This window comes from Streptomyces sp. NPDC049887, from assembly GCF_040656535.1.
Classification (GTDB): Bacteria; Actinomycetota; Actinomycetes; order Streptomycetales; family Streptomycetaceae; genus Streptomyces.
Genome location: NZ_JBFAMM010000003.1, coordinates 375,577 through 396,289 on the forward strand (window position 1 = coordinate 375,577; position 20,713 = coordinate 396,289).

Consider the following 20,713-nt stretch of genomic DNA (forward strand, 5'->3'; position numbering starts at 1 on the left):
CGGTGCCGGACGCGGACCGGGGCGTGCGCCCCCCGTACCCCCGCCGAACTGCGTTTTCCGGGTCGGGCCCGCATCCGACGGGCATCGGGGTCGTTGGCCCCTATGTGCACACAGACGACCCCACCCACCGGCCGTACGAGAGCCGGAACGCCTCGGCCACCCCGATCTACGACGCGCTGTACTCCGAGTACCGAAGGGCCTTCCGGACACTGCCCGGTGACCGTACGGGCGAGGAGGATCTCGCCTTCAGGGGCTTCGGCACCGGTCGGCACGGCAACGGCGCCGGTCTCGGCGCCGTTGCCGGCGGCCGGCTCAGCCCCTGGCCGGCCGGGTTCCGGCAGCACGCGGCGGGGCTCCACGCCCGCGCGCTGCCGCCCGCGCCCCGCAGGGGGCTGTGACCCGCGGTGGAACGCGAACGGCCGGGACGGCATCCGTCCCGGCCGTTCGGCGTGTGTGCCGAGTGTCCCGCGTCCGTGCGGGCTCGGTGGAGTGCGCGCAGCCCGGGGCCGTCCGGGCGCAGGGCGGCGCGGTGCGCGCCCGCAGTGCCCTGGGCGCGGCGCGCCCCGCGGGTCACTTCTTCTTGGACCGCTTCTCCCGGACCCGCACCGAGATGTGGATGGGGGTGCCCTCGAAGCCGAACTCCTCGCGCAGCCTGCGCTCCACGAAGCGGCGGTAGCCGTGCTCCAGGAAGCCGGAGGCGAAGAGCACGAAGCGCGGCGGCTTGGTACCGGCCTGCGTACCGAACAGGATCCGGGGCTGCTTGCCGCCGCGGATCGGGTGGGGGTGTGCGGAGACCAGCTCGCCGAGGAAGGCGTTGAGCCTGCCGGTCGGCACCCGGGTCTCCCAGCCCGCCAGCGCCGTCTCGATCGCCGGGACCAGCTTCTCCATGTGCCGGCCGGTCGCGGCCGAGACGTTCACCCGCGGCGCCCAGGAGACCTGCTGCATCTCCGTCTCGATCTCGCGCTCCAGGTAGTAGCGGCGCTCCTCGTCGAGGGTGTCCCACTTGTTGTAGGCGATGACAAGCGCACGGCCCGCCTCGACGGCCATGGTGATGATCCGCTGGTCCTGGACCGAGATGGACTCGCTGGTGTCGATCAGTACGACGGCGACCTCGGCCTTCTCGACGGCGGCCGCGGTGCGCAGCGAGGCGTAGTAGTCCGCGCCCTCCTGGAGGTGCACCTTCTTGCGGATGCCCGCGGTGTCCACGAACTTCCAGGTCGTGCCACCGAGTTCGATGAGTTCGTCGACCGGGTCGCGGGTGGTGCCGGCCATCTCGTTGACGACGACCCGCTCCTCGCCGGCCACCTTGTTCAGCAGGGACGACTTCCCGACGTTCGGACGGCCGATGAGGGCGATACGGCGCGGGCCGCCGACGGCGGTGCCGAAGGTCTGGGCGGGGGCGTCGGGGAGGGCCTTGAGCACCTCGTCGAGCAGGTCGCCGGTGCCACGGCCGTGCAGCGCCGACACCGGGAACGGCTCGCCCAGACCCAGGGACCAGAGCATGGCGGCGTCGGCCTCGGCGGACGGGCCGTCGACCTTGTTGGCAGCCAGCACGACGGGCTTCCCCGCACGGCGCAGCAGCTTCACGACGGCCTCGTCGGTGTCGGTGGCGCCGACGGTGGCGTCCACGACGAAGACGACGGCGTCGGCGGCCTCGATGGCGAACTCGGCCTGGGCGGCCACGGAGGCGTCGATGCCGAGGACGTCCTGCTCCCAGCCGCCGGTGTCGACGACCTTGAAGCGGCGGCCCGCCCACTCGGCCTCGTACGTGACCCGGTCACGGGTGACCCCGGGCTTGTCCTCGACGACGGCCTCGCGGCGGCCGATGAAGCGGTTCACCAGGGTCGACTTGCCGACATTGGGACGGCCGACGACGGCGAGGACGGGCAGCGGGCCGTGGCCGGCCTCCTCGATGGCGCCCTCGACGTCCTCGAGGTCGAAGCCCTCCTCCGCGGCGAGCTCCATGAACTCCGTGTACTCGGTGTCGCCGAGTGCCCCGTGGTCGTGCTGGTCGTTCATGAAGTCCGTTCCTCGTTCATTCGTGGTCGGTGAACCGGGCCCGTGCGGCCGCGGCCCACTACTGAAGTCTCGCTCAGCGCCCGCTGAGGCGCTTGGCGTTTTCCAGGTGGGCGGTGAGCCGTTCCTGGATGCGTACGGTCGCCTCGTCGAGCGCCTTGCGGGTGCGCCGCCCGCTGCCGTCACCGGGCTCGAAGGGCTCGCCGAAGACGATGTCGAAGCGGCTGCGCAGCGGGGGCAGCGCCGGTATCAACCGTCCTCCGCGCTCGCCGCCTCCCAGCACGGCGACCGGGACGATCGGGGCCCCGGTGCGCACGGCGAAGTACGCGAGCCCGGCGCGGATGGCGGTGAAGTCGCCGCCTCCTCGGGTGCCCTCGGGGAAGATCCCGAGGACGCCGCCGTTCTCCAGCACGCCGAGGGCGTTGGTCACGGCGGCCCGGTCCGTGCTCGTACGGTCCACCTTGAGCTGACCGATCCCGGTCAGGAAGGGGTCGAGGGGGCCGACGAACGCCTCCTTCTTGATGAGGAAGTGCACCGGCCTGGGCGCCGTGCCCATGAGCATCGGACCGTCGATGTTGTGGGCGTGGTTTACGGCGAGGATGACGGGCCCGGTGGCCGGCACCTGCCAGGCGCCCAGCACCCGGGGCCGCCACAGCGTGTTCATGAGGCCGATGCCGATGGCCCGGCCGACGGCGGCGCCCCTCGCGGACGGAACGGTCACTTCGCGGCCCGCTTCTCCTCAACGAGAGCGACGACACACTCGATGACCTGCTTGAGCGTGAGATCGGTGGTGTCGACCTCGACGGCGTCGTCCGCCTTGGCCAGCGGGGAGGCCTTCCGGCTGGAGTCCGCGGCGTCCCGCTTGATCAGCGCCTCGCGGGTGGACGCGACATCGCGCGCCTCCTTGCCCTTCAGCTCCCCGCTGCGGCGGGCCGCGCGGGCCTCCGGGGAGGCGGTGAGGAAGATCTTCACATCGGCGCCGGGGAGGACGGTGGTGCCGATGTCCCGGCCCTCGACGACGATGCCCTTCCTGGCGGCTCCGGCGATGGTCCGCTGCAGCTCGGTGATCCGGGCGCGCACCTCGGGGACCGCGCTGACGGCACTCACCTTGGAGGTCACGTCCTGGGTGCGGATCGGGCCGGAGGCGTCCGCTCCGTCGACGCTGATCGTCGGGGCGAGCGGATCCGTGCCCGACTCGATCACCGGCTTGTCGCAGACGGTCGCGACGGCCGCGGGGTCGTCCACGTCGACGCCGTTGGTCAGCATCCACCAGGTGATCGCCCGGTACTGGGCGCCGGTGTCCAGGTAGCTGAGACCCAGCTCTGCGGCGACCGCCTTGGAGGTGCTCGACTTGCCCGTGCCGGAGGGGCCGTCGATGGCGACGATCACGGATTCCACGGTGTCGGAGACCTTCCTGAAGCTGGTGTGCGGGCAGGCCGGAATGCCAAGGTGCCCTGCACAAGGTTACCGAGTGCGGGACGGGCCCCATGCACCGCTTCCCGGACCGGCCGGCAGGGCCCGGGAAGCAGCCGCCCCAGGGGTCACTGGCGCAGGGCCCAGCCCCGCTCCCGCAGCGCCGCCGCCAGCACAGGGGCGGCCGAGGGCTCCACCATGAGCTGGACCAGACCCGCCTGCTGCCCGGTGGCGTGCTCGATACGGACGTCCTCGATGTTGACGCCCGCGCTGCCCGCGTCGGCGAAGATGCGGGCGAGCTCTCCCGGCCGGTCGCCGATGAGGACGGCGACGGTCTCGTACACGGCCGGGGCGGCGCCGTGCTTGCCGGGGACGCGCTCGCGGCCCGCGTTGCCGCGGCGCAGGACGTCCTCGACCCCACCCGCCCCCTCGCGCCGCTTGTCCTCGTCGGAGGACTGCAGGGCGCGCAGGGCGCGCACCGTCTCGTCCAGGTCCGCGGCGACGCCCGCGAGGACGTCGGCGACGGGGCCGGGATTGGCGGAGAGGATGTCGATCCACATCCGGGGGTCGGAGGCCGCGATCCGGGTCACGTCGCGGATGCCCTGCCCGCACAGCCGTACGGCCGTCTCGTCCGCGTCGGCCAGCCGCGCCGCGACCATGGACGAGATCAGCTGGGGCGTGTGCGAGACCAGCGCGACCGCGCGGTCGTGGGCGTCTGCGTCCATCACCACGGGGACGGCGCGGCAGAGCGCGACCAGTTCCAGCGCCAGGTTCAGCACCTCGGTGTCGGTCTCCCGGGTCGGCGTGAGCACCCAGGGCCGCCCTTCGAAGAGATCGGCGGTGGCCGCCAGTGGCCCGGAACGCTCCTTGCCCGACATGGGGTGCGTGCCGATGTACGCCGAGATGTCGACACCCAGCGCCTCCAGCTCGCGCCGGGGACCGCCCTTGACACTGGCCACGTCGAGGTAGCCGCGCGCGGTCCCGGCGCGCATCGCCTCGGCGAGCGTCGCGGGCACATGAGCGGGCGGCACGGCGACGACCGCGAGGTCGACGGGGCCCTCGGGGGGCTCGTCGGTGCCCGCGCCGAGCGCGGCCGCGGTCCTCGCCCGGGCGGGGTCGTGGTCCGTGAGGTGGACGGCGACCCCGCGCCCGGCGAGCGCGAGGGCCGCCGAGGTGCCGATCAGGCCGGTTCCGATGACGAGGGCGGTTCTCACTGGGCGATGTCCTTGCGAAGGGCGGCGGCGGCACCGAGGTAGACGTGCGCGATCCGGGACTTGGGCAGGTCGGACTCGATATGGGCGAGTATGCGCACGACGCGGGGCATCGCTCCGGCGATGTCGAGTTCCTGGGCGCAGATGAGGGGCACGTCGACGATGCCGAGGCCGCGCGCGGCGGCGGCCGGGAACTCGCTGTGCAGGTCCGGTGTGGCCGTGAACCAGATGCTGATCAGGTCGTCCGCCGTGAGCCCGTTGCGCTCCAGGATGGCGGAGAGCAGTGCACCGACCTGCTCGTCCATGTGCCCGGCCTCGTCCCGTTCCAGCTGGACGGCTCCCCGGACGGCTCGTACCGCCACCTCGTGCTCCTCCTCGGCCTCGACTCCGCGGCCACGGACCCGCGGATACTCCGATCAGCCTAGTGCCGCGTCGGGCAGGGCCTGCCGGGCGAGCCCCGGCGGACGGGGCGCCGACCGGGCGGGGCCATGGTGGCCGGCCCGCGCGGGGCGCGACCGCCGCGGACCGGCCAGGGGGGCTGTGCCGTGTCAGATCCGCTGCTGCCGGATGATCTCCTCCAGCGAGGCGCCCTGCGGCAGCTGCCCTGACGGGGTCAGCCTGTCGACGGCCTGCGGCAGGGACTGCGCGATCCGGTCGGCCGCCTGCTGAGGTGTCAGCCCGGTGTCCCGGGCGACCTTGTCGAGGGTCTCGTTCGGCAGCGCCTCGGCGATCTGCCCGCCGCTGACCTGCTGGTTCTGTCCCGTACCGATCCATGACTGGGCCTGTTCCGCAAGCCCGGACCGGGCCAGCACGTCGAGCAGCCCACCGAGCGGGTTGCCTGCGGACCCCCCACCGGCCCCGGCGGTCGCTCCCGCCGCTCCTGCCGCTCCGCTCCGGCCGTTGCCGGTGAGCGCGCCGAGGAGCGCGCCCAGGATGTCCCCTCCGGAGGTTCCGCCCTGCCCGCCGCCGAGGAGGCCGCCCAGAAGGCCGCCGAGATCGTTACCCGCCATGGTCCTGCCTTTCGCGCGGGGAAATGGTAGACAACGGTCAATGTCACCCACGGCGGCACCTGCCGCCACTCGGGCTATCACGCGGTGTCGTCCGGTTGGACACGGGCTGTGACCTCGGCTTGCATGGACATCCCACTGCCCGGTCCGTCCCGCGGGAGGCGCCGATGAAGCGCGCAGGGCCGCTGATCACGCTCTTCGCCGGACTGCTGCTCGGCCTGTTCATGCTGTCGCTCAACGCCACGACCGGCGAACCCGCTCCCACGTCGCTCGACCGGTCGACCACGAGCCCACCCCCGAGCCCGGTTCCCCCGACGGGCCCGGCCGCCAGCCCACCCGTGCAGCCCAGGGTGCCCGCGGTCCGGTCGCCGTCCCCGACGCCACCCCCGGACGCCAAGTACGCGGGGCGCACCCAGGACGACAGGGCCTCCGTCGCCATCACCCTGCGCAAGGGAAAGGCCGTCGCGTACTACTGCGACGGCCGTACGCAGGAGGCATGGCTGCGCGGCGACGTGGCCGCGGACGGGAGCATGCGCCTGAAGAGCAGGACCGGGGCGACGCTCGACGGCACCGTGAACGAGGACCGGGTCGAAGGGACGGTCACGGTCCGGAACGCCGGCCACCCGTTCACCGCCGCCCGTGCGGCCAAGCCCGCCGGTGTGTACCGCGCCACCGCGGAGGTGCGGGGGACCAAGGTCGACGGCGGGTGGATCGTGCTGCAGAACGGCCGTCAGGTCGGCGTCGTCAACCGCGACGGCGAGCCCGCCGCCGCTCCCCCGATCGACCCGGGCACGGGCGCCGTCACGATCGACGGCGAGCAGATCACCGCCCGCCCCGTCACCCCCTGAGCATCCCCGAGGTGCAGCCATGAGCGTGGACCCGAACGCACGGCCCCAGGACCTCCCGCCCGGCGGGCCGGACGGCCGGACCCTGCGCGGACCGGCGCGGATCGCCGTCCCGGTGCTGGTCGGAGCCGCGGTGGCGGTGGTCCTCGGGGTGTACGGCAGATTCCACGACCCGGCAGGGACCGCGTTCAACCTCGCCGGTTTCAGCAGCACAGGCGCGGTGAAGTCGTGGCTGGCGACGGCGGCCCTCGCGTTCGGACTGGTGCAGCCGGTGTCGGCGCTCGTGATGTACGGCAGGCTGCCGGGTGTACGACCCGCCTCCTGGACACCGGTACTGCACCGCTGGTCGGGCCGGGTGGCCTTCCTCCTCGCCGTGCCGGTGGCGGTGCACTGCCTGTACGCCCTGGGTTATCAGACGCAGAGCGCCCGCGCGGCCTGGCACTCCCTGCTGGGGTGCTTCTTCTTCGGCGCGTTCAGCGCGAAGATGTTGCTGTTGCGCATCGAACGGCTGCCCGGGTGGCTGCTGCCCGTCGTCGGCGGACTGGTCTTCGCCGCGCTCACGGTCCTGTGGCTCACCTCGGCGCTGTGGTTCTTCCGCACCTTCGGAGTGACGACATGACGGACGGCACACGCTGCAGCTCGACGAACGGCCGCACCGGCACGGAGGGCGTGGCCCGGCGGACGGTGGTGCGGGCGGGGGCGGCGGGCGCCCTGGCGGTGACGGCTGCGGGCTGCAGCCGCTACGGCGAGGAGGACGGCGGCGGGGCGTCCCCGCCGCCCACGCCGGAGGCGACCGGCGGCCCGGCGCAGCCACCGGCCGCCGGGGGCGCGCCCCTCGGCACCACGTCCGAGGTGCCGGAAGGCGGCGGGAAGGTCTTCAAGGCCGAGAAGGTCGTCGTGACCCAGCCGGTGGCCGGGGAGTTCAAGGCGTTCTCCGCGGTCTGCACCCACCAGGGCTGTCTCGTCGACAAGGTGGAGAACGGCACCATCGACTGCCCCTGCCACGGAAGCGAGTTCGCTGCCGAGGACGGCGCGGTGGTGAAGGGGCCCGCGACCCGGCCGCTTGGGGAGAGGCGGATCGCCGTCTCCGGGGGCGAGATCCGGCTCGCCTAGGCGGTCTCCGGAACGAGATCCGGCTCGCCCAGGCGGTCTCCGGAACGAGATCCGGCTCGCCCAGGCGGTCTCCGGAACGAGATCCGGCTCGCCCAGGCCGTGCCCGACACACGGCGCAGTCCGCCCGGCACATCCCGCCCGGCAGACGGGCGGGATGTGCCGGACACGGCCCGCTGCCCCGACCGGAGGCTCGCTCCTCGGGCCCGCCGTGGGTGCCGCCATCTGCCGGGAGCGTCCCAGTCGGCACGACCGGGCGGGGACGTCCGCGCCGACGTCTGCCGGCGCGGGCGACCGGGGGCGCCCGCCGGCTCCCGGCCGCGGAGCCCCGACGCGGCGCACCCCGAGCTTGATAGGCAAGTGACCACTTGCCTATCCTGCGGTCGTGGCCGACGACCTTTTCCGAGCCCTGGCCGACCCCACCCGCCGCACCATCCTCGACGAGCTCGCGGAGAGGTCCGGACAGACGCTGTTCGAGATCTGTGCGCGACTGGGCATGAGGCACGGGCTCGGCATCTCGCGCCAGGCGGTCTCCCAGCACCTCGCCGTGCTGGAGGCCGCAGGGCTCGTCGAGACCAGGCGGGAGGGCCGCTGCAAGTTCCACGACCTGAACACCGCCCCGCTGCGGCACATCGCCGAGCGATGGCCCCTACCCGGGGCACCCGACCCGGAGGACGGCACCCCATGAAGATCCATCTGACCAGCGTCTTCGTCGACGACCAGGCCAGGGCCCTGCGCTTCTACACCGAGATCCTCGGCTTCGTGAAGAAGCACGACGTCCCGGTGGGCGATCAGGACCGGTGGCTGACCGTCGTCTCCCCCGACGAGCCGGACGGCACCGAACTCCTCCTGGAACCCGCCCGCCACCCGGCCGCCAGGACCTACCGCGACGCGCTCGTCGAGGACGGCATCCCACTCGCCCAGTTCGCCGTCGACGACGTGCAGGCGGAGCACGAGCGGCTGAGCGCCCTCGGTGTCCGCTTCACCCAGCAGCCCCTGGAGATGGGCCCCGTCACCACCGCCGTCCTCGACGACACCTGCGGCAACCTGATCCAGATCGCGTCGCGGCCGCGGTAGGCGGGCGGCCGCGTGCGGGGCCCTCCCGGACGGTCCCCTCCCGCGCCCGTCGCCGTGCCGCCGGGAGCTCCGCCACCGCACCCGGGAGCCCCGTTCAGCCCGCACCCCGGCCCGCGGGCAGCGGCGCGTAGCCTTCGCCCATGACTCCCGAGGACCTGGTGCGCGACCACACGATCTACTCCTGCGTCATGGGTTCACGGGCCTTCGGCCTGGCCACGGACGGCAGCGACACCGACCTGCGCGGTGTCTTCCTCGCGCCCACCGCCCTGTACTGGCGCTTCGACAAGCCGCCGACGCACACCGGGGGACCCGCGGCGGAGCAGTTCTCATGGGAGCTGGAACGCTTCTGCGAGCTGGCGCTGCGGGCCAATCCGAACGTCCTGGAGTGCCTGTACTCCCCGCTGGTCGTGCGCGTCGACGACACCGGCCGTGAACTGCTGGCGCTGCGCGAGGCGTTCCTGTCCCGGCAGGCCCACGGGACGTTCGTGCGGTACGCCCTCGGCCAGCGGCGCAAACTGGACGCCGACGTACGGCAGCACGGCTTTCCGCGCTGGAAGCACGCGATGCACCTGCTGCGGCTGCTGGGGAGCTGCCGCGATCTGCTCCGTACGGGCCGGCTGGTGATCGACGTGGGCGAGGAACGGGAGCGGCTGCTGGCGGTGAAGCGGGGCGAAGTGCCCTGGCCCGAGGTCGAGTCCTGGATGACCCGGCTGGCCGGGGAGGCCGACGCGGCCGCGGACGGAACCCCGCTCCCGGCCGAACCGGACCGGGCGCGGGTCGAGGACTTCCTGGTCCGGGTACGGCAGGCGTCAGCGCTGCGGGAGGTCCAGCCGGGTCCGGACGACGAGGTCGTGCAGGTCGTCGCCGGCGGTGGCCTCGCCGGGCAGTGACGAGCGCGCACGGGCCTCGTCCAGGACGGAGTGCAGTTCCTCCACCTCGGCGCGGACGGCCTCGGTGTCCACGAGTGCCGCCCCGTGCTCGGCCTCCCTCTTCGCCGCGATCAGCTCGGGCAGCCGGGCCGGTGCCGCCACCTCGCCGAGCAGCGTGGGCAGATGGGCGACGACCTCGCCCGAGCGCATCAGATGGATGCCGGTGAGCAGCGCCCGGTAGGTGTAGAGCAGGGGCTTCAGCTCGCCGGTCTTCTCGAACAGCCGCCACTGGGTGCCGGCGAACCCGCGGTAGTGGTGGGCGTGGTGCGCGGTCAGCACCCCGGGCGCGAGCGCGACGAGCTCTCCGTGGGCCGCCGAGGTGTGGGCGACCAGCGGTGAGAGCAGCTGCTCCAGCACATAGCCGTTGCGCCGCAGCATCAGCCGCACGAACTTTCTGAGGTCGTGTGTGACGAGGTCCATCTCGACCCCGTCCCTGACCCACATCAGGGACCGGGTCTCGTCCGGTTCGCGCAGTCCGACCAGGTCCTCCACCGGCAGCAGATGGACTCCGCGCAGATCCACGTCCGAGTCGCGGGACGGAAAGCCGTAGAGGTGCGCGCCGGAGACCGTGGCGAAGAGCAGCGGGTGGGGCTGTTCCCGGACGATCGGGGCGAGTTCGGCGGGGTGGAGGGCGAGGGTCATGGCTCAAGCGTCCCAGAGGGCGCCGAGCGTCAGCAGCTCGCTCCGGTACTCGATGCGCTCCTCCCACTCCTTGGGCCAGGCCCGGGCACCGAGGTGGGCTCCGGCGAAAGCGCCGGCGAGGCAGGCGATCGAGTCGGAGTCGCCCCGGGTGCAGGCGGCCCGGCGCAGCGCCGTCAGCGGCTCCTCGGGGAAGAGAAGGAAACAGTGCAGGGCGGTCGCGAGGGCCTCCTCCGCGATCCAGCCGTCCCCGGTGGCGAGGCACGGATCGGTCTCCGGGTCGGCGTCCCGCAGGGCGGCGGCCAGGCGCTCCAGCGCCGTCAGGCATTCGTCCCAGCCGCGTTCGATGAAAGCCTCGGGCGTGGCGTCGTGGGCGTACGTCCAGAGGTCGCCGAGCCACTGGCGGTGGTAGCGGGAGCGGTTCTCGTACGCGTACGACCGGAGCCGGCCGACGAGGCCGAGCGGTTCCGTGCCGCGGGCGAGCAGGTGGACGGCCCGCGCCGTGAGATCGGAGGCGGCCAGCGCGGTCGGGTGGCCGTGGGTGAGCGCGGCCTGGAGCTGGGCGGCTCCGGCGCGCTGCCCGTCGCTGAGGCCGGGCACGAGCCCGACGGGCGCGACGCGCATGTTGGCCCCGCAGCCCTTGGACGCGATCTGGCTGGCCTCCTGCCAGGGCATGTCGCTGTCGAGCTTGTGGCAGGCGACCAGGCAGGTGCGGCCGGGTGCACGGTTGTTGTCGGGCGAGTGGTACCAGTCCACGAACTCCTCGCGCACCGGCCGGGTCAGCCGCAGCGGGGCGAGCAGTCCCCGGTCCGTGGCCGTGCGGATGCCGCGGGCGAGGGCCAGCGTCATCTGGGTGTCGTCGGTGACCACCGCGGACCTCGGCAGGTCCATCTCGCGCCAGGGCCCGAACGTGGCGAGGATCGAGGGCACGTCCTTGAACTCGGTGGGGAAGCCGAGCGCGTCGCCGAGCGCCAGCCCGACGAGGGTGCCGGTGGCGGCCTGCTTGGTGGCGGTCCGCGTGGCCGCCAGGTCGGTCGTGTCCGTCATGTCGAATGCCGTCCTTCCGGTCGCAGTAGCGGGGGGTGCAGGGCGTTGGCCGGCCCCGCGCGGTAGAGTGCGGCCGGTTTTCCCCGGCCGCCGGTCAGGCGCGCGCCTCCTTCGACGGCTTCCACGAAGCCGGGCGTGGTGAGGACCTTGCGCCGGAAGTTGGGGCGGTCGAGCTCGACACCCCAGACGGTCTCGTACACCTGCCGCAGCTCGCCGAGGGTGAACTCGGCGGGGCAGAAGGCGGTGGCGAGGCCGGTGTACTCGAGCTTGGCGCCGACGCGTTCGTGGGCGTCGGCGAGAATGCGCTCGTGGTCGAAGGCGAGTCGGCCCTGGCTGCCGTGGGGCACCCACCGGGCGTGTGCGGCGTCGCCCCCGCCGCGGGGCTCGGGCAGATCGGGCACGAGGGCGGTGTACGCGACCGACACGACGCGCATCCGCGGGTCGCGGTCGGGGTCGCTGTAGGTGCGCAGCTGCTCCAGGTGGAGGCCGGCGACGGTGCTCGCCGACAGGCCGGTCTCCTCGGCGAGTTCGCGGCGGGCGGCCTGCCCGGCCGACTCGCGCGGGAGGATGAAGCCGCCGGGGAGCGCCCAGGCGCCCTTGTACGGTTCGGCGCCGCGCTCGATCAGCAGGACGTGCAGTTCGCCGTCGCGGACCGTGAAGACGGCGAGGTCGACGGTGACGGCGAAGGGCGGGAAGGCCCTCGGGTCGTACCCCTCGACGCTCATCGGAGCTCCGGCACGGGGGCGTCCCCGCCGCGGGTGGGCAGGGGGTCGGCGAAGTGCCTGCCCTCGGCGAGCAGTTCGTCGACGGCGGCGACGGCAGTGGCCAGCCGCTGCTGGTGCGGGCCGGTGACGGTGACGAACCGCCGTCCGGTGCGGCTGAGTTCCTCGGCGAACCGGGCGGTCATCCACGGCCGCAGATGCTCGCCGTCGCGCAGCCCGTCGTCCTCGAAGGGCACTCCCTCGTGGTCGGTGAGCAGCCAGAGGTCGCCCTGGCCGGTTGCGGCGATCCGGGCGACCTCCGCGTGCCGGCCGCCCAGATAGCGCTCGTGCCAGACGGTGGTGGCGAAGGCGTCCGTGTCGCAGATCAGGACCGGGGAGCCGATCCGGGCGGCGGCGTTCTCCAGTTCGGTCTGGCGCCGGGCGATCAGCGGGAAGTCGTCGCCTTCGAAGCGCACGTCCGACCAGGTGGCACCGGGCCGTTCGGCTCGCAGGGCGGCCAGTTTCCGCTCGCTGAACTCCCTTCCGTACTCGGGCACGGCGGCGGTGCGCGACCAGACCCCGCCACGTGCCCGGTAGTGCGCGGCAAGCGCCTCGGCGAGTGTGGTGGTGCCGGTGGACTCCGCGCCCAGGACGACCACGCGCCGGGCGAGAGCGGCCCGTACGGGCGGCTCCAGGAAGTCCCAGCAGGCGACGGGGTCCTTGCGTACGGCCGTGCCGGAGACGGGGAAGACCGTGCGCCCCGGGTCGACGCAGATCGAGTCGGCGCTGAACCTGCGGGCCAGTTCGTCGCCGTACGCCTCGGAGGTGAAGACGGCGTCCACCCGCCCGGGGACGGCCGCGCGGAAGACCGCCATGTGCGCGTCCCAGACCGCCGGGTCGGTGATGTCGACGGGGATGTCGTCGATCGCGCCGACGACCCGGACGTCCGGGTGCACCTCGCTCATCCACGCCATCCGCGCGTCGAGCGGGATCGACTCCACCGACGCCGCGCAGACGAGGACGGTCAGCCGGTCGCAGCGGTCGCGGGCGGTCCGAACGAGGTGGTGGTGGCCCGCGTGCGGCGGATAGAACTTGCCGAGGACGAGCCCGTGCCGGTAGCGCTTCACGTCGTCGCCTCCGCGGTCGTGTCCTGCTTCGCCCCACCGGTGGGCACCGGCAGCGGGCGCCGCGCCGCCAGGTCACGCGACCAGTGGCGCAGCCCGAGGACGCAGAGCGTCATGAAGCCGATGTACAGCAGCGCGGTGAGATACAGCTCCTTGTACGCGTACAGGGGCACGTAGACCACGTCCGCCGCGATCCACAGCCACCAGGACTCCAGCCGCTTGCGGCACTGCCCGTACGTCGCCGTCAGGGACAGCGCGGTGGTCAGCGCGTCCCAGAAGGGGACGTCGGAGTCGGTGGCGCGGTCCAGGAGCAGCGTCAGCGCGACTGTCCCCACCACCCCCGCCGCGATCAGCCAGGTCCACTCGGTGCGCGTGGTGCGGCGCACCGGGAGGGCGTCGGAGCCTGGTCCACCCCCGTGGGTCCAGGTCCACCAGCCGTACACGGCGAGGGTGATGAAGACGACCTGCAGCCCCGCGTCGGCGTACAGGCCGGCCTGGGTGAAGAGCAGGACGAAGAGGACGTTGTTGGCGATGCCGACGGGCCAGTTGGCGATGTGCTGCCGGGCGACGAGCCAGACGCACAGGGCCCCGCTGCCGAAGCCGAGTACCTCGGTCCAGCTGACCGGCGTGCCGAGCAGCGTGAACAGCGGCTGCTGGAGCGGCACGAGCACGTCCGAGAGGCTCACGACCGCCCCCTTCTTTTAGAGTCACTATGACTATAAAGGGGGAAGGGGTGGTCCGACAAGCACAAGAGCGGAAGGCTGGGAGCGATGTCCGGCGCGGCACCGCCGCGCGGGCGGCACACCGGCGAAGGGAGCAGACCGGAATGAACGGGCCGTCGCTGCACCGGCTCCACCCCGAACTGTCCGGGACCCTGCCCCGTGAACGCCTCGGCGACGGGCCGACACCCGTGCGCGAACTGACCGGCCTCATCGGCCCGGTCCCTCTGTGGTGCAAGGACGAGAGCGGGTACGGCTCCGGGGGCTGGGGCGGCAACAAGGTCCGCAAGCTGGAGTGGATCCTCCCCGACGTGCGCCGCCGCGGAGCCCGCACGATCCTCACGGTGGGCGGCACGGGCACCAACTGGGGCCTGGCCACGGCCCTCTACGCGGGGGAACGGGGGCTGCGGACGGCCCTCGCCCTGGTCGACCAGCCCGCCGACGACCATGTCCGGCGGCAGCTGGAGCGGCTGCGCCGCTCCGGTGCCACCCTGCACTTCACCCGTACGAAGGCCCGGACGATCGCCGCCGCGCCCTGGCTCTTCCTGCGCCACTCGGCGCACGGGCGGCTGCCGTACTTCCTGCCCGCAGGCGGTTCCTCCCCGGTCGGCACACTCGGCTGTGCGGAGGCGGCCCTCGAACTCGCGGCGCAGGTCTCCGCGGGCGACCTCCCCGAACCGTCCCACGTCGTGACCGCCGTCGGATCGGGAGGGACCGCGGCCGGGCTCGCCCTCGGCCTCCGGCTCGCCGGCCTGGAGCGCACCCGGGTCGTCGGTGTGGTCGTCAACGACACCCTCAGGCTCGACGCCCGCACCGTCGCCGCCCTGGCCGGGCGGACGGAGCGGCTGCTGCGCGCACGGGGCGCGGACCTGCCTCGCGGCATCGTCGCACCGGACGACGTGACGCTGGTACGCGACTGGCTGGGCCCCGGCTACGGGCACCCCACCCCTCGGGCGCTGGAGGCCCGCCGCCTGGCCGCGGAGAGCGCGGGGCTGGACCTCGAACCCGTCTACACGGCCAAGGCGCTGGGCGCACTGATGGACCTGGCCGAATGCGGCCGGTTCGGCGGCGGGCCCGTGCTGTTCCTCCAGACCCACGGCCCCCGGGACAGCACCTGAACCGCGGGCGCCGGCAGCCGGCGCCCACCGCGCACGACGGCGGACCGACGCCCCGGGGGGCCCGGCCGCCCGCCGCCGCTCACCGCCTGCGGGAGAGCGGCGGAAAGGCGTTCCCGGCACTCACCCGCCGGGGAACGTCAGGTGTCAGAGCCCGACTTCCTTCATCAGCATCCCGACCTCGGTGTTGCTCAGCCGGCGCAGCCAGCCGGACTTCTGGTCGCCGAGCGCGATCGGGCCGAAAGCGATCCGCACGAGCTTGTCGACCGGGAAGCCCGCCTCGGCCAGCATGCGGCGGACGATGTGCTTGCGGCCCTCGTGCAGCGTGACCTCGACGAGGTAGTTCTTGCCAGTCTGCTCCACGACCCGGAAGTGGTCCGCGCGGGCGTACCCGTCCTCCAGCTGGATGCCTTCCCTGAGGCGCTTGCCGACCTCACGGGGGAGGGGGCCCTGGACCGCGGCCAGGTAGGTCTTCTGCACGCCGTACTTGGGGTGAGTCAGACGGTGCGCCAGCTCGCCGTGGTTGGTGAGCAGGATGATGCCCTCGGTCTCGGTGTCGAGCCGCCCGACGTGGAACAGACGGGTCTCGCGGTTGGTGACGTAGTCCCCGAGGCACTGACGGCCGTCCGGGTCCTCCATCGTGGAGACGACTCCGGCCGGCTTGTTGAGCGCGAAGAACTGGTACGACTGCGTGGCGACCGTCAGCCCGTCGACCTTGATCTCGTCCTTCGCCGGGTCGACGCGCAGCCCCTGCTCGGTCACGATCTCGCCGTTGACCTCGACACGGGCCATGTCGATCAGTTCCTCGCAGGCGCGCCGCGAACCGTAGCCTGCGCGGGCGAGCACCTTCTGCAGCCGCTCGCCCTCCTGCTCGGCACCCGGAAACGTCTTGGGCGTGCTGGTCCGGGGCTTGTTCGCGTAGCGCTCGCGGTTGCGCTCCTCGGCACGGGCCTCGTACTCACGGGAGCGGGCGGGGGCCGTACGCCCGCCACCGCGCTGCGGGGACTGCTTCGGCCCTCCCTTGGCGCCGCCCCGGGCGGCCGCGCCACGGCCCTTCTTCGGGCCCTCGGACGCCGAGCCCCCGACGTCGTAGCGGCGCTCCTCGGGACGGGGCTTGCCCGCGCGCTTCGGCTTGTCCTCGCGCTGTCCCCCGCTCCTCGACCGGGCGGCGCCCCCACCGGTACCCCGGTAGTCGCCGCGTCCGCTGCTGTTCCTGCCGCTGCTTCGCATCAAAGTTCCGTCGTCGTCGTGTCGTCTGCGTCTGTGTCCGGGGCGTCCGGATCGAACGACGGGACACCCTCCTGGGTCTCGGCCTCGATCGCCTCCGCCTCGGGGAGGAACGGCGCGAGCTCGGGGAGCTCGTCCAGACCGCGCAGGCCCATCCGCTCCAGGAAGTAGTTCGTCGTCCTGTACAGGATCGCACCTGTTTCGGGTTCCGCGCCCGCCTCCTCGACCAGACCGCGCTGGAGGAGGGTGCGCATGACGCCGTCGCAGTTCACTCCGCGCACCGCGGAGACCCGGGAGCGGCTGACGGGCTGCCGGTACGCGACGACGGCCAGCGTCTCCAGGGCGGCCTGCGTGAGCCGGGCCTGCTGGCCGTCGAGGACGAAACGCTCGACGGCCGCGGCGTGCTCGGGGCGGGTGTAGAAGCGCCAGCCGCCGGCGACGAGTCGCAGTTCGAAGCCGCGGCCCTGGACCGTGTACTCGTCCGCCAGCTCGCGCAGGGCGTCGGCGACGGCGCGGCGGGGCTGCTCGAGGACCTTGGCGAGGTGCTCCTCGGTGGCCGGCTCGTCGACGACCATGAGAACGGCCTCGAGTGCCGGCTTGATGGCGGGCCGGTCCGCCGGTGCGTCCCCCTCCCCGGGCGCGGTGGCGGCGCGGGTCCCGGGCGCGGTGGCGGTGCGGGTCCCGGGCGCGGTGGCGGTGCGGGTCCCGGGCGCGGTGGCGGTGCGGGTCCCGGGCGCGGTGGCGGTGCGGGTCCCGGGCGCGGCGGGCTGTTCGAGGGCGTCGCTCACGCCTTGTCCTCCATGCTCTCGGGGGTCCGGTCGAACTCGTCCGTGACATGCGCGCCGGCCTCGCCGCCGGCCCAGGTGACCACCAGCTCCCCCAGGGCGTCCTCCTGGTCCAGGACGACGGCCCTCTCACGATAGAGCTCCAGCAGGGCCAGGAAACGGGCGACCACGGTGAGGGTGTCCGTCACCCCGTCGGTCAGTTCCCGGAAGCTCGCCCTGCCGCGCTCGCGCAGCAGGGCCACGACGACCTCGGCCTGCTCGCGCACGCTCACGAGCGGTGCGTGGATGTGGTCCACGTACACCTGCGGCTTCGGCCTGGGCTGCATCGCCTTGACCGCGAGCTTGGCGAAGCCCTCCGCGCCGATGCTGATGACGACGTCGGGAAGCAGCTCGGCGTGGTGGTCCTCCAGGCCGACGGTGCGGGGGTACCGCCGCGACTCCTCGTCGAGCCTGCCGCTGAAGATCTCCGCGACCTGCTTGTACGCGCGGTACTGGAGCAGCCGGGCGAACAGCAGGTCCCGCGCCTCCAGGAGCGCGAGGTCCGCCTCGTCCTCCACCTCGGCGGCCGGCAGCAGCCGGGCCGCCTTCAGGTCGAGCAGGGTCGCGGCGACGACCAGGAACTCGGTGGTCTGGTCGAGGTCCCAGTCGGGTCCCATCGCGCGGATGTGCGCCATGAACTCGTCGGTGACCTTGGAGAGGGCGACCTCGGTGACATCGAGCTTGTGCTTGGAGATCAGCTGCAGCAGCAGGTCGAACGGTCCCTCGAAGTTCGCGAGCCGCACCGTGAACCGCCCGTCGTCGACGGGCTCCGCGACGCCCTCCGCCCTTGCCGCGTGGGGCCCGGCGGCCCCGGCCGGCGCGGCGGCGGCGGTGTTGTGGGCGGTGTCCGCGAGGACGGCCACGGCGGCTCCGGTCCCGGCTCCGGCCGCCGCTGCGGCGCCGGGGGCCTCGGCCGGCGCCAGGCCGAGCGCGGGGGTGCGGGTGCCGGGCTCGCCGCCCGCCACTGCTGAACCCTCCCGCGCCCGGGCGGGGCCCGGCACCCAGCCCTCGACTGCGTGCTCCGGGGCCGATGCCGCGGTTTCGGGGACCTTCGCGGGGGCCTCTCCCCCACCGGCCGGATCGGTGGCCCGGGCAGGGGGACCCTTCTCGGACGCCCGCCCACCCGGCGCGGGCGCCGTCGGCGCGCCCCCGCGCGGGTCCGTGGCGCCGTCGGGGCCGCTGGAGGGGGTTTCGGCCGTATCGGCGTCCTCCTCGGACGCCGCCGGCTCGGCGGCACCGTCCTCCGGAACGGGCACGGGAACGGAGACCGGGACGGGAGCGGAGGCCGGAACCGGAGCGGGAGCGGAGGCCGGAACCGGGACGGGGGCGGAGGCCGGAACCGGGACGGGGGCGGAGGCCGGAACCGGGACGGGAGCGGAGGCCGGAACCGGATCGGGCGCGGGCGCCCGGTCGTCGGCCGATGCGGTGGTGGAGCCCTCGCGCCCGGAAACGTGCCGGGGCTCCCGGACCGGCTCGGAGGCGGAGAGCGCCGTCCCGGGCCCGTCGCCGCCCGCCGCGCCGCCGTGGCCGGCGGCCGGGTTCCGTCCAAGGCCGGAAGGCGCCCCTCCAGGGCCGTCCGCGCGACCCGGGCCGTCGTCGGGGGCCCGGGGGTCGCTCTCGGGCGCCGTGGGCCGCTCGTGGGCGGCGCCGGGCTCCGGTGCGGGGTCCGCCGACGGCGCGGCTGCCGTCCCCGGGCCGCGGCCCAGCGTGCGACGGGGCGGGCGGGCCGGAGGCCGGGGTGCGGCGGGATCGGTCGGCGGCATCGTGGTCCAGTGGGCGGAGGGAACGTCGCGCGCAGGCTACCGGGTCAGCGACCGCGCAGGCGCCGTACCAGGATGCTCGCGTCGCCCCGGGACTCGAGGTCCGCCAGGACGACCGCCACCGCTTCGCGGACGATGCGTCCGCGGTCCACGGCCAGTCCGTGCTCGCCGCGCAGCACCAGCCGCGCGTGCTCGAGGTCCATGAGTTCCTCGGCCGAGACATAGACCGTGATCTTCTCGTCGTGCCGTTCCCGGCCGCTGGGCCGGCGGCCCGCCGCGCGGCCCCGGCGGCGCGGGGCGGCGGCCTCCTGCGGGCGGCGCCCCTTCGGCGCGGCCTGCGCCGCGGCGGGCTGGTCGCCGTCCGCCGCGCGGCTCCGCGGTTCCGCGGACTCCGCCTCACCGGCCGAGGAATGCTCCTCGGAGCCCGCCGGGGCGCCCGGTCCCGACGCCGGCGGTGGGGGCTGCGAAGCGGCCGGGGGCGACTCGACCGGGTCGCTCTCACCGGCCGGCGCCGGAACCCGGGCCTCGCCGTTCACCCCCGCCTGACCCCGCCTGGGGGACGAGGACTGCAGCCCCGTGCCCCCGGTCGTACGGAACAGCTCGTCGGCTCCGGGCAGACTCACTCGGCGTGACACCGGGCGAGCACCTCCCTGGCGAGCTGGCGGTAGGCGGCGGCACCGACGGAGTTGGACGCGTAGGTCGTGATGGGCTCGCCGGCGACGGTCGTCTCGGGGAAGCGCACCGTGCGCCCGATGACCGTGTGGTAGACGTGGTCGTCGAACGCCTCGACCACCCGCGCCAGCACCTCGCGGCTGTGCACCGTGCGCGAGTCGTACATCGTGGCGAGGATGCCGTCGAGTTCCAGGTCCGGGTTGAGCCGCTCCTGGACCTTCTCGATCGTCTCGGTGAGCAGGGCGACGCCGCGCAGCGCGAAGAACTCGCACTCCAGCGGCACGATCACCTTGTGAGCCGCCGTCAGGGCGTTCACCGTCAGCAGGCCGAGCGACGGCTGACAGTCGATCACGATGTAGTCGTAGTCCTGCATCAGCGGCTTCAGGGCGCGCTGCAGCGTCGACTCGCGGGCGACCTCGCTCACGAGCTGGACCTCGGCCGCCGAGAGGTCGATGTTGCTCGGCAGCAGGTCCATGTTGGGCACGGCGGTCTTCAGCAGGACCTCGTCCGCGGACATGCCCCGCTCCATGAGCAGGTTGTAGACGGTGAGGTCGAGCTCCATCGGGTTCACGCCGAGACCGACCGACAGGGCACCCTGCGGGTCGAAGTCGACGAGCAGCACCCGTCGTCCGTACTCCGCGAGCGCGGCACCCAGGTTGATGGTCGACGTCGTCTTGCCGACACCGCCCTTCTGGTTGCACATCGCGATGATCTTCGCGGGGCCGTGGTCGGTGAGCGGGCCGGGGATCGGGAAGTACGGCAGCGGGCGCCCGGTCGGGCCGATGCGCTCGCGGCGCTGGCGGGCCGCGTCGGGCGCGAGCGTGGCCGCGTACTCCGGATCGGGCTCGTACTCGGCGTCGGGATCGTAGAAGTGCCCCTCGGGCACCTCGTCGTAGTCGGCGAAGTGGGTGGACTCTCGGCCACTCTCGTTGCCGGCCATGGCGTTCACGTGTTGGCCGTCCATCATCTTCATCGTGTGGGCTGTCGTCGTCATGTGCTGATGAGTCGCGAAGGTACGGACAGCGACGGAGCCGACAGCTTCGGGCCCGGACGGGGGCGCCTGGCCCGGCGTCGGGGGTACCTCCACGCCCATGGGGCGCACCGGGAGCATTCCTGGGCGGCCGCCCCCGGGAGAAAATGTCGACTCATTCACAAGTCGTCTTACCTCCTTGGACGTGACCAGGAAACTTATCGATAGGTCAGCGTGGCACCATGCCGACGGTTGGCGACTCTATGGCGTGTCCCCGGTCCGCAGCAACACAATCCGCCGGACCCGG

Annotated in this window: 24 protein-coding genes; 8 read left to right on the plus strand and 16 right to left on the minus strand. The window is 73.5% G+C overall.

Annotation, left to right across the window (positions count from 1 at the left end):
* Positions 1 to 104: 104 nt before the first annotated feature.
* Complete coding sequence (locus AB0J10_RS05840; RefSeq protein WP_363058182.1) at positions 105 to 398, plus strand: hypothetical protein; 294 nt, start codon at positions 105 to 107, stop codon at positions 396 to 398.
* 172 nt (positions 399 to 570) lie between these two features.
* On the opposite strand, the gene der is transcribed toward AB0J10_RS05840, so the two are convergent.
* The 6 genes from der to AB0J10_RS05870 all read right to left on the minus strand — a co-directional run bounded on the left by der (position 571) and on the right by AB0J10_RS05870 (position 5,650).
* Positions 571 to 2,019, minus strand: a complete 1,449-nt coding sequence (der, locus tag AB0J10_RS05845) for a ribosome biogenesis GTPase Der (protein WP_363058184.1) — start codon at positions 2,017 to 2,019, stop codon at positions 571 to 573.
* A 73-nt stretch (positions 2,020 to 2,092) separates the two neighbouring features.
* Positions 2,093 to 2,680, minus strand: coding sequence for a lysophospholipid acyltransferase family protein (locus tag AB0J10_RS05850; RefSeq protein ID WP_363058285.1), 588 nt, complete (start codon positions 2,678 to 2,680; stop codon positions 2,093 to 2,095).
* A gap of 53 nt (positions 2,681 to 2,733) precedes the next feature.
* Positions 2,734 to 3,414 carry a (d)CMP kinase gene (cmk, locus tag AB0J10_RS05855; RefSeq protein ID WP_363058186.1) on the minus strand — a complete coding sequence of 227 codons (681 nt, stop codon included), beginning with the start codon at positions 3,412 to 3,414 and terminating at the stop codon, positions 2,734 to 2,736.
* 143 nt (positions 3,415 to 3,557) lie between these two features.
* Positions 3,558 to 4,643 carry a prephenate dehydrogenase gene (locus tag AB0J10_RS05860; RefSeq protein ID WP_363058188.1) on the minus strand — a complete coding sequence of 362 codons (1,086 nt, stop codon included), beginning with the start codon at positions 4,641 to 4,643 and terminating at the stop codon, positions 3,558 to 3,560.
* Complete coding sequence (gene aroH / locus AB0J10_RS05865; protein WP_363058190.1) at positions 4,640 to 5,002, minus strand: chorismate mutase; 363 nt, start codon at positions 5,000 to 5,002, stop codon at positions 4,640 to 4,642. Before aroH ends, AB0J10_RS05860 begins: the two co-directional genes overlap by 4 nt.
* Before the next feature lie 186 nt (positions 5,003 to 5,188).
* The gene (locus tag AB0J10_RS05870) at positions 5,189 to 5,650 is read right to left on the minus strand and encodes a YidB family protein (protein ID WP_363058192.1); all 462 of its coding nucleotides are present in this window, start codon (positions 5,648 to 5,650) and stop codon (positions 5,189 to 5,191) included.
* Positions 5,651 to 5,814: 164 nt separating this feature from the next.
* On the opposite strand from AB0J10_RS05870, the gene AB0J10_RS05875 reads away from it, so the two are divergent.
* From AB0J10_RS05875 to AB0J10_RS05900, 6 genes are all read left to right on the plus strand, one after another.
* On the plus strand, positions 5,815 to 6,495 hold the full coding sequence (locus AB0J10_RS05875; protein ID WP_363058194.1) for a hypothetical protein: 681 nt from the start codon (positions 5,815 to 5,817) through the stop codon (positions 6,493 to 6,495).
* Positions 6,496 to 6,514: 19 nt separating this feature from the next.
* Positions 6,515 to 7,111, plus strand: a complete 597-nt coding sequence (locus tag AB0J10_RS05880) for a DUF6529 family protein (RefSeq protein ID WP_363058196.1) — start codon at positions 6,515 to 6,517, stop codon at positions 7,109 to 7,111.
* A complete protein-coding gene (locus tag AB0J10_RS05885) occupies positions 7,108 to 7,605 on the plus strand; it encodes a Rieske (2Fe-2S) protein (RefSeq protein WP_363058198.1) in 498 nt (165 codons plus the stop codon). The genes AB0J10_RS05880 and AB0J10_RS05885 overlap by 4 nt, the downstream gene beginning before the upstream one ends.
* 382 nt (positions 7,606 to 7,987) lie before the next feature.
* Positions 7,988 to 8,290, plus strand: coding sequence for a metalloregulator ArsR/SmtB family transcription factor (locus AB0J10_RS05890; RefSeq protein ID WP_363058200.1), 303 nt, complete (start codon positions 7,988 to 7,990; stop codon positions 8,288 to 8,290).
* Positions 8,287 to 8,679, plus strand: coding sequence for a VOC family protein (locus AB0J10_RS05895; protein WP_363058202.1), 393 nt, complete (start codon positions 8,287 to 8,289; stop codon positions 8,677 to 8,679). Before AB0J10_RS05890 ends, AB0J10_RS05895 begins: the two co-directional genes overlap by 4 nt.
* A gap of 140 nt (positions 8,680 to 8,819) precedes the next feature.
* Entirely contained in the window at positions 8,820 to 9,569 is a 750-nt protein-coding gene (locus tag AB0J10_RS05900) for a nucleotidyltransferase domain-containing protein (protein ID WP_363058204.1), read from the plus strand.
* On the opposite strand, the gene AB0J10_RS05905 is transcribed toward AB0J10_RS05900, so the two are convergent.
* The 5 genes from AB0J10_RS05905 to pnuC are packed head-to-tail and all read right to left on the minus strand — an operon-like array spanning position 9,489 to position 13,805.
* Complete coding sequence (locus AB0J10_RS05905) at positions 9,489 to 10,250, minus strand: nucleotidyltransferase domain-containing protein (protein ID WP_363058206.1); 762 nt, start codon at positions 10,248 to 10,250, stop codon at positions 9,489 to 9,491. The genes AB0J10_RS05900 and AB0J10_RS05905 overlap by 81 nt on opposite strands.
* A 3-nt stretch (positions 10,251 to 10,253) precedes the next feature.
* Positions 10,254 to 11,294: an ADP-ribosylglycohydrolase family protein gene (locus AB0J10_RS05910; protein ID WP_363058208.1), complete on the minus strand. Its 1,041-nt coding sequence runs from the start codon at positions 11,292 to 11,294 to the stop codon at positions 10,254 to 10,256.
* Entirely contained in the window at positions 11,291 to 12,019 is a 729-nt protein-coding gene (locus tag AB0J10_RS05915; RefSeq protein WP_363058210.1) for an NUDIX domain-containing protein, read from the minus strand. The genes AB0J10_RS05910 and AB0J10_RS05915 overlap by 4 nt, the downstream gene beginning before the upstream one ends.
* A complete protein-coding gene (locus AB0J10_RS05920; RefSeq protein WP_363058212.1) occupies positions 12,016 to 13,122 on the minus strand; it encodes an AAA family ATPase in 1,107 nt (368 codons plus the stop codon). The genes AB0J10_RS05915 and AB0J10_RS05920 overlap by 4 nt, the downstream gene beginning before the upstream one ends.
* A complete protein-coding gene (gene pnuC / locus AB0J10_RS05925; protein ID WP_363058214.1) occupies positions 13,119 to 13,805 on the minus strand; it encodes a nicotinamide riboside transporter PnuC in 687 nt (228 codons plus the stop codon). Before pnuC ends, AB0J10_RS05920 begins: the two co-directional genes overlap by 4 nt.
* Positions 13,806 to 13,945: 140 nt before the next feature.
* On the opposite strand from pnuC, the gene AB0J10_RS05930 reads away from it, so the two are divergent.
* The gene (locus AB0J10_RS05930; protein WP_363058216.1) at positions 13,946 to 14,956 is read left to right on the plus strand and encodes a pyridoxal-phosphate dependent enzyme; all 1,011 of its coding nucleotides are present in this window, start codon (positions 13,946 to 13,948) and stop codon (positions 14,954 to 14,956) included.
* A 144-nt stretch (positions 14,957 to 15,100) separates the two neighbouring features.
* Here AB0J10_RS05930 and AB0J10_RS05935 read toward each other — a convergent pair whose 3' ends face one another.
* The 5 genes from AB0J10_RS05935 to AB0J10_RS05955 form a co-directional block, all read right to left on the minus strand.
* Complete coding sequence (locus AB0J10_RS05935; RefSeq protein ID WP_363058218.1) at positions 15,101 to 16,183, minus strand: pseudouridine synthase; 1,083 nt, start codon at positions 16,181 to 16,183, stop codon at positions 15,101 to 15,103.
* Positions 16,183 to 16,782: an SMC-Scp complex subunit ScpB gene (scpB, locus tag AB0J10_RS05940; protein WP_363058287.1), complete on the minus strand. Its 600-nt coding sequence runs from the start codon at positions 16,780 to 16,782 to the stop codon at positions 16,183 to 16,185. The genes AB0J10_RS05935 and scpB overlap by 1 nt, the downstream gene beginning before the upstream one ends.
* Before the next feature lie 182 nt (positions 16,783 to 16,964).
* Positions 16,965 to 18,005 (minus strand): segregation/condensation protein A, encoded by a 1,041-nt coding sequence (locus AB0J10_RS05945; protein WP_363058289.1) that lies wholly within the window; start codon positions 18,003 to 18,005, stop codon positions 16,965 to 16,967.
* A gap of 806 nt (positions 18,006 to 18,811) precedes the next feature.
* Entirely contained in the window at positions 18,812 to 19,399 is a 588-nt protein-coding gene (locus tag AB0J10_RS05950; protein WP_363058220.1) for a hypothetical protein, read from the minus strand.
* Positions 19,384 to 20,547 carry a ParA family protein gene (locus tag AB0J10_RS05955; protein WP_363058291.1) on the minus strand — a complete coding sequence of 388 codons (1,164 nt, stop codon included), beginning with the start codon at positions 20,545 to 20,547 and terminating at the stop codon, positions 19,384 to 19,386. The genes AB0J10_RS05950 and AB0J10_RS05955 overlap by 16 nt, the downstream gene beginning before the upstream one ends.
* Positions 20,548 to 20,713 lie beyond the last annotated feature (166 nt).

What these genes read in the sequence shown, in the direction of transcription:
- der (WP_363058184.1), bottom strand. Translation starts at nt 2,019, where the DNA reads ATGAACGACCAGCACGACCACGGGGCACTCGGCGACACCGAGTACACG.
- AB0J10_RS05850 (WP_363058285.1), bottom strand. Translation starts at nt 2,680, where the DNA reads ATGAACACGCTGTGGCGGCCCCGGGTGCTGGGCGCCTGGCAGGTGCCG.
- AB0J10_RS05870 (WP_363058192.1), bottom strand. Translation starts at nt 5,650, where the DNA reads ATGGCGGGTAACGATCTCGGCGGCCTTCTGGGCGGCCTCCTCGGCGGC.
- AB0J10_RS05875 (WP_363058194.1), top strand. Translation starts at nt 5,815, where the DNA reads ATGAAGCGCGCAGGGCCGCTGATCACGCTCTTCGCCGGACTGCTGCTC.
- AB0J10_RS05880 (WP_363058196.1), top strand. Translation starts at nt 6,515, where the DNA reads ATGAGCGTGGACCCGAACGCACGGCCCCAGGACCTCCCGCCCGGCGGG.
- AB0J10_RS05885 (WP_363058198.1), top strand. Translation starts at nt 7,108, where the DNA reads ATGACGGACGGCACACGCTGCAGCTCGACGAACGGCCGCACCGGCACG.
- AB0J10_RS05895 (WP_363058202.1), top strand. Translation starts at nt 8,287, where the DNA reads ATGAAGATCCATCTGACCAGCGTCTTCGTCGACGACCAGGCCAGGGCC.
- AB0J10_RS05900 (WP_363058204.1), top strand. Translation starts at nt 8,820, where the DNA reads ATGACTCCCGAGGACCTGGTGCGCGACCACACGATCTACTCCTGCGTC.
- AB0J10_RS05905 (WP_363058206.1), bottom strand. Translation starts at nt 10,250, where the DNA reads ATGACCCTCGCCCTCCACCCCGCCGAACTCGCCCCGATCGTCCGGGAA.
- AB0J10_RS05910 (WP_363058208.1), bottom strand. Translation starts at nt 11,294, where the DNA reads ATGACGGACACGACCGACCTGGCGGCCACGCGGACCGCCACCAAGCAG.
- AB0J10_RS05915 (WP_363058210.1), bottom strand. Translation starts at nt 12,019, where the DNA reads ATGAGCGTCGAGGGGTACGACCCGAGGGCCTTCCCGCCCTTCGCCGTC.
- AB0J10_RS05930 (WP_363058216.1), top strand. Translation starts at nt 13,946, where the DNA reads ATGAACGGGCCGTCGCTGCACCGGCTCCACCCCGAACTGTCCGGGACC.
- AB0J10_RS05935 (WP_363058218.1), bottom strand. Translation starts at nt 16,183, where the DNA reads ATGCGAAGCAGCGGCAGGAACAGCAGCGGACGCGGCGACTACCGGGGT.
- AB0J10_RS05955 (WP_363058291.1), bottom strand. Translation starts at nt 20,547, where the DNA reads ATGCTCCCGGTGCGCCCCATGGGCGTGGAGGTACCCCCGACGCCGGGC.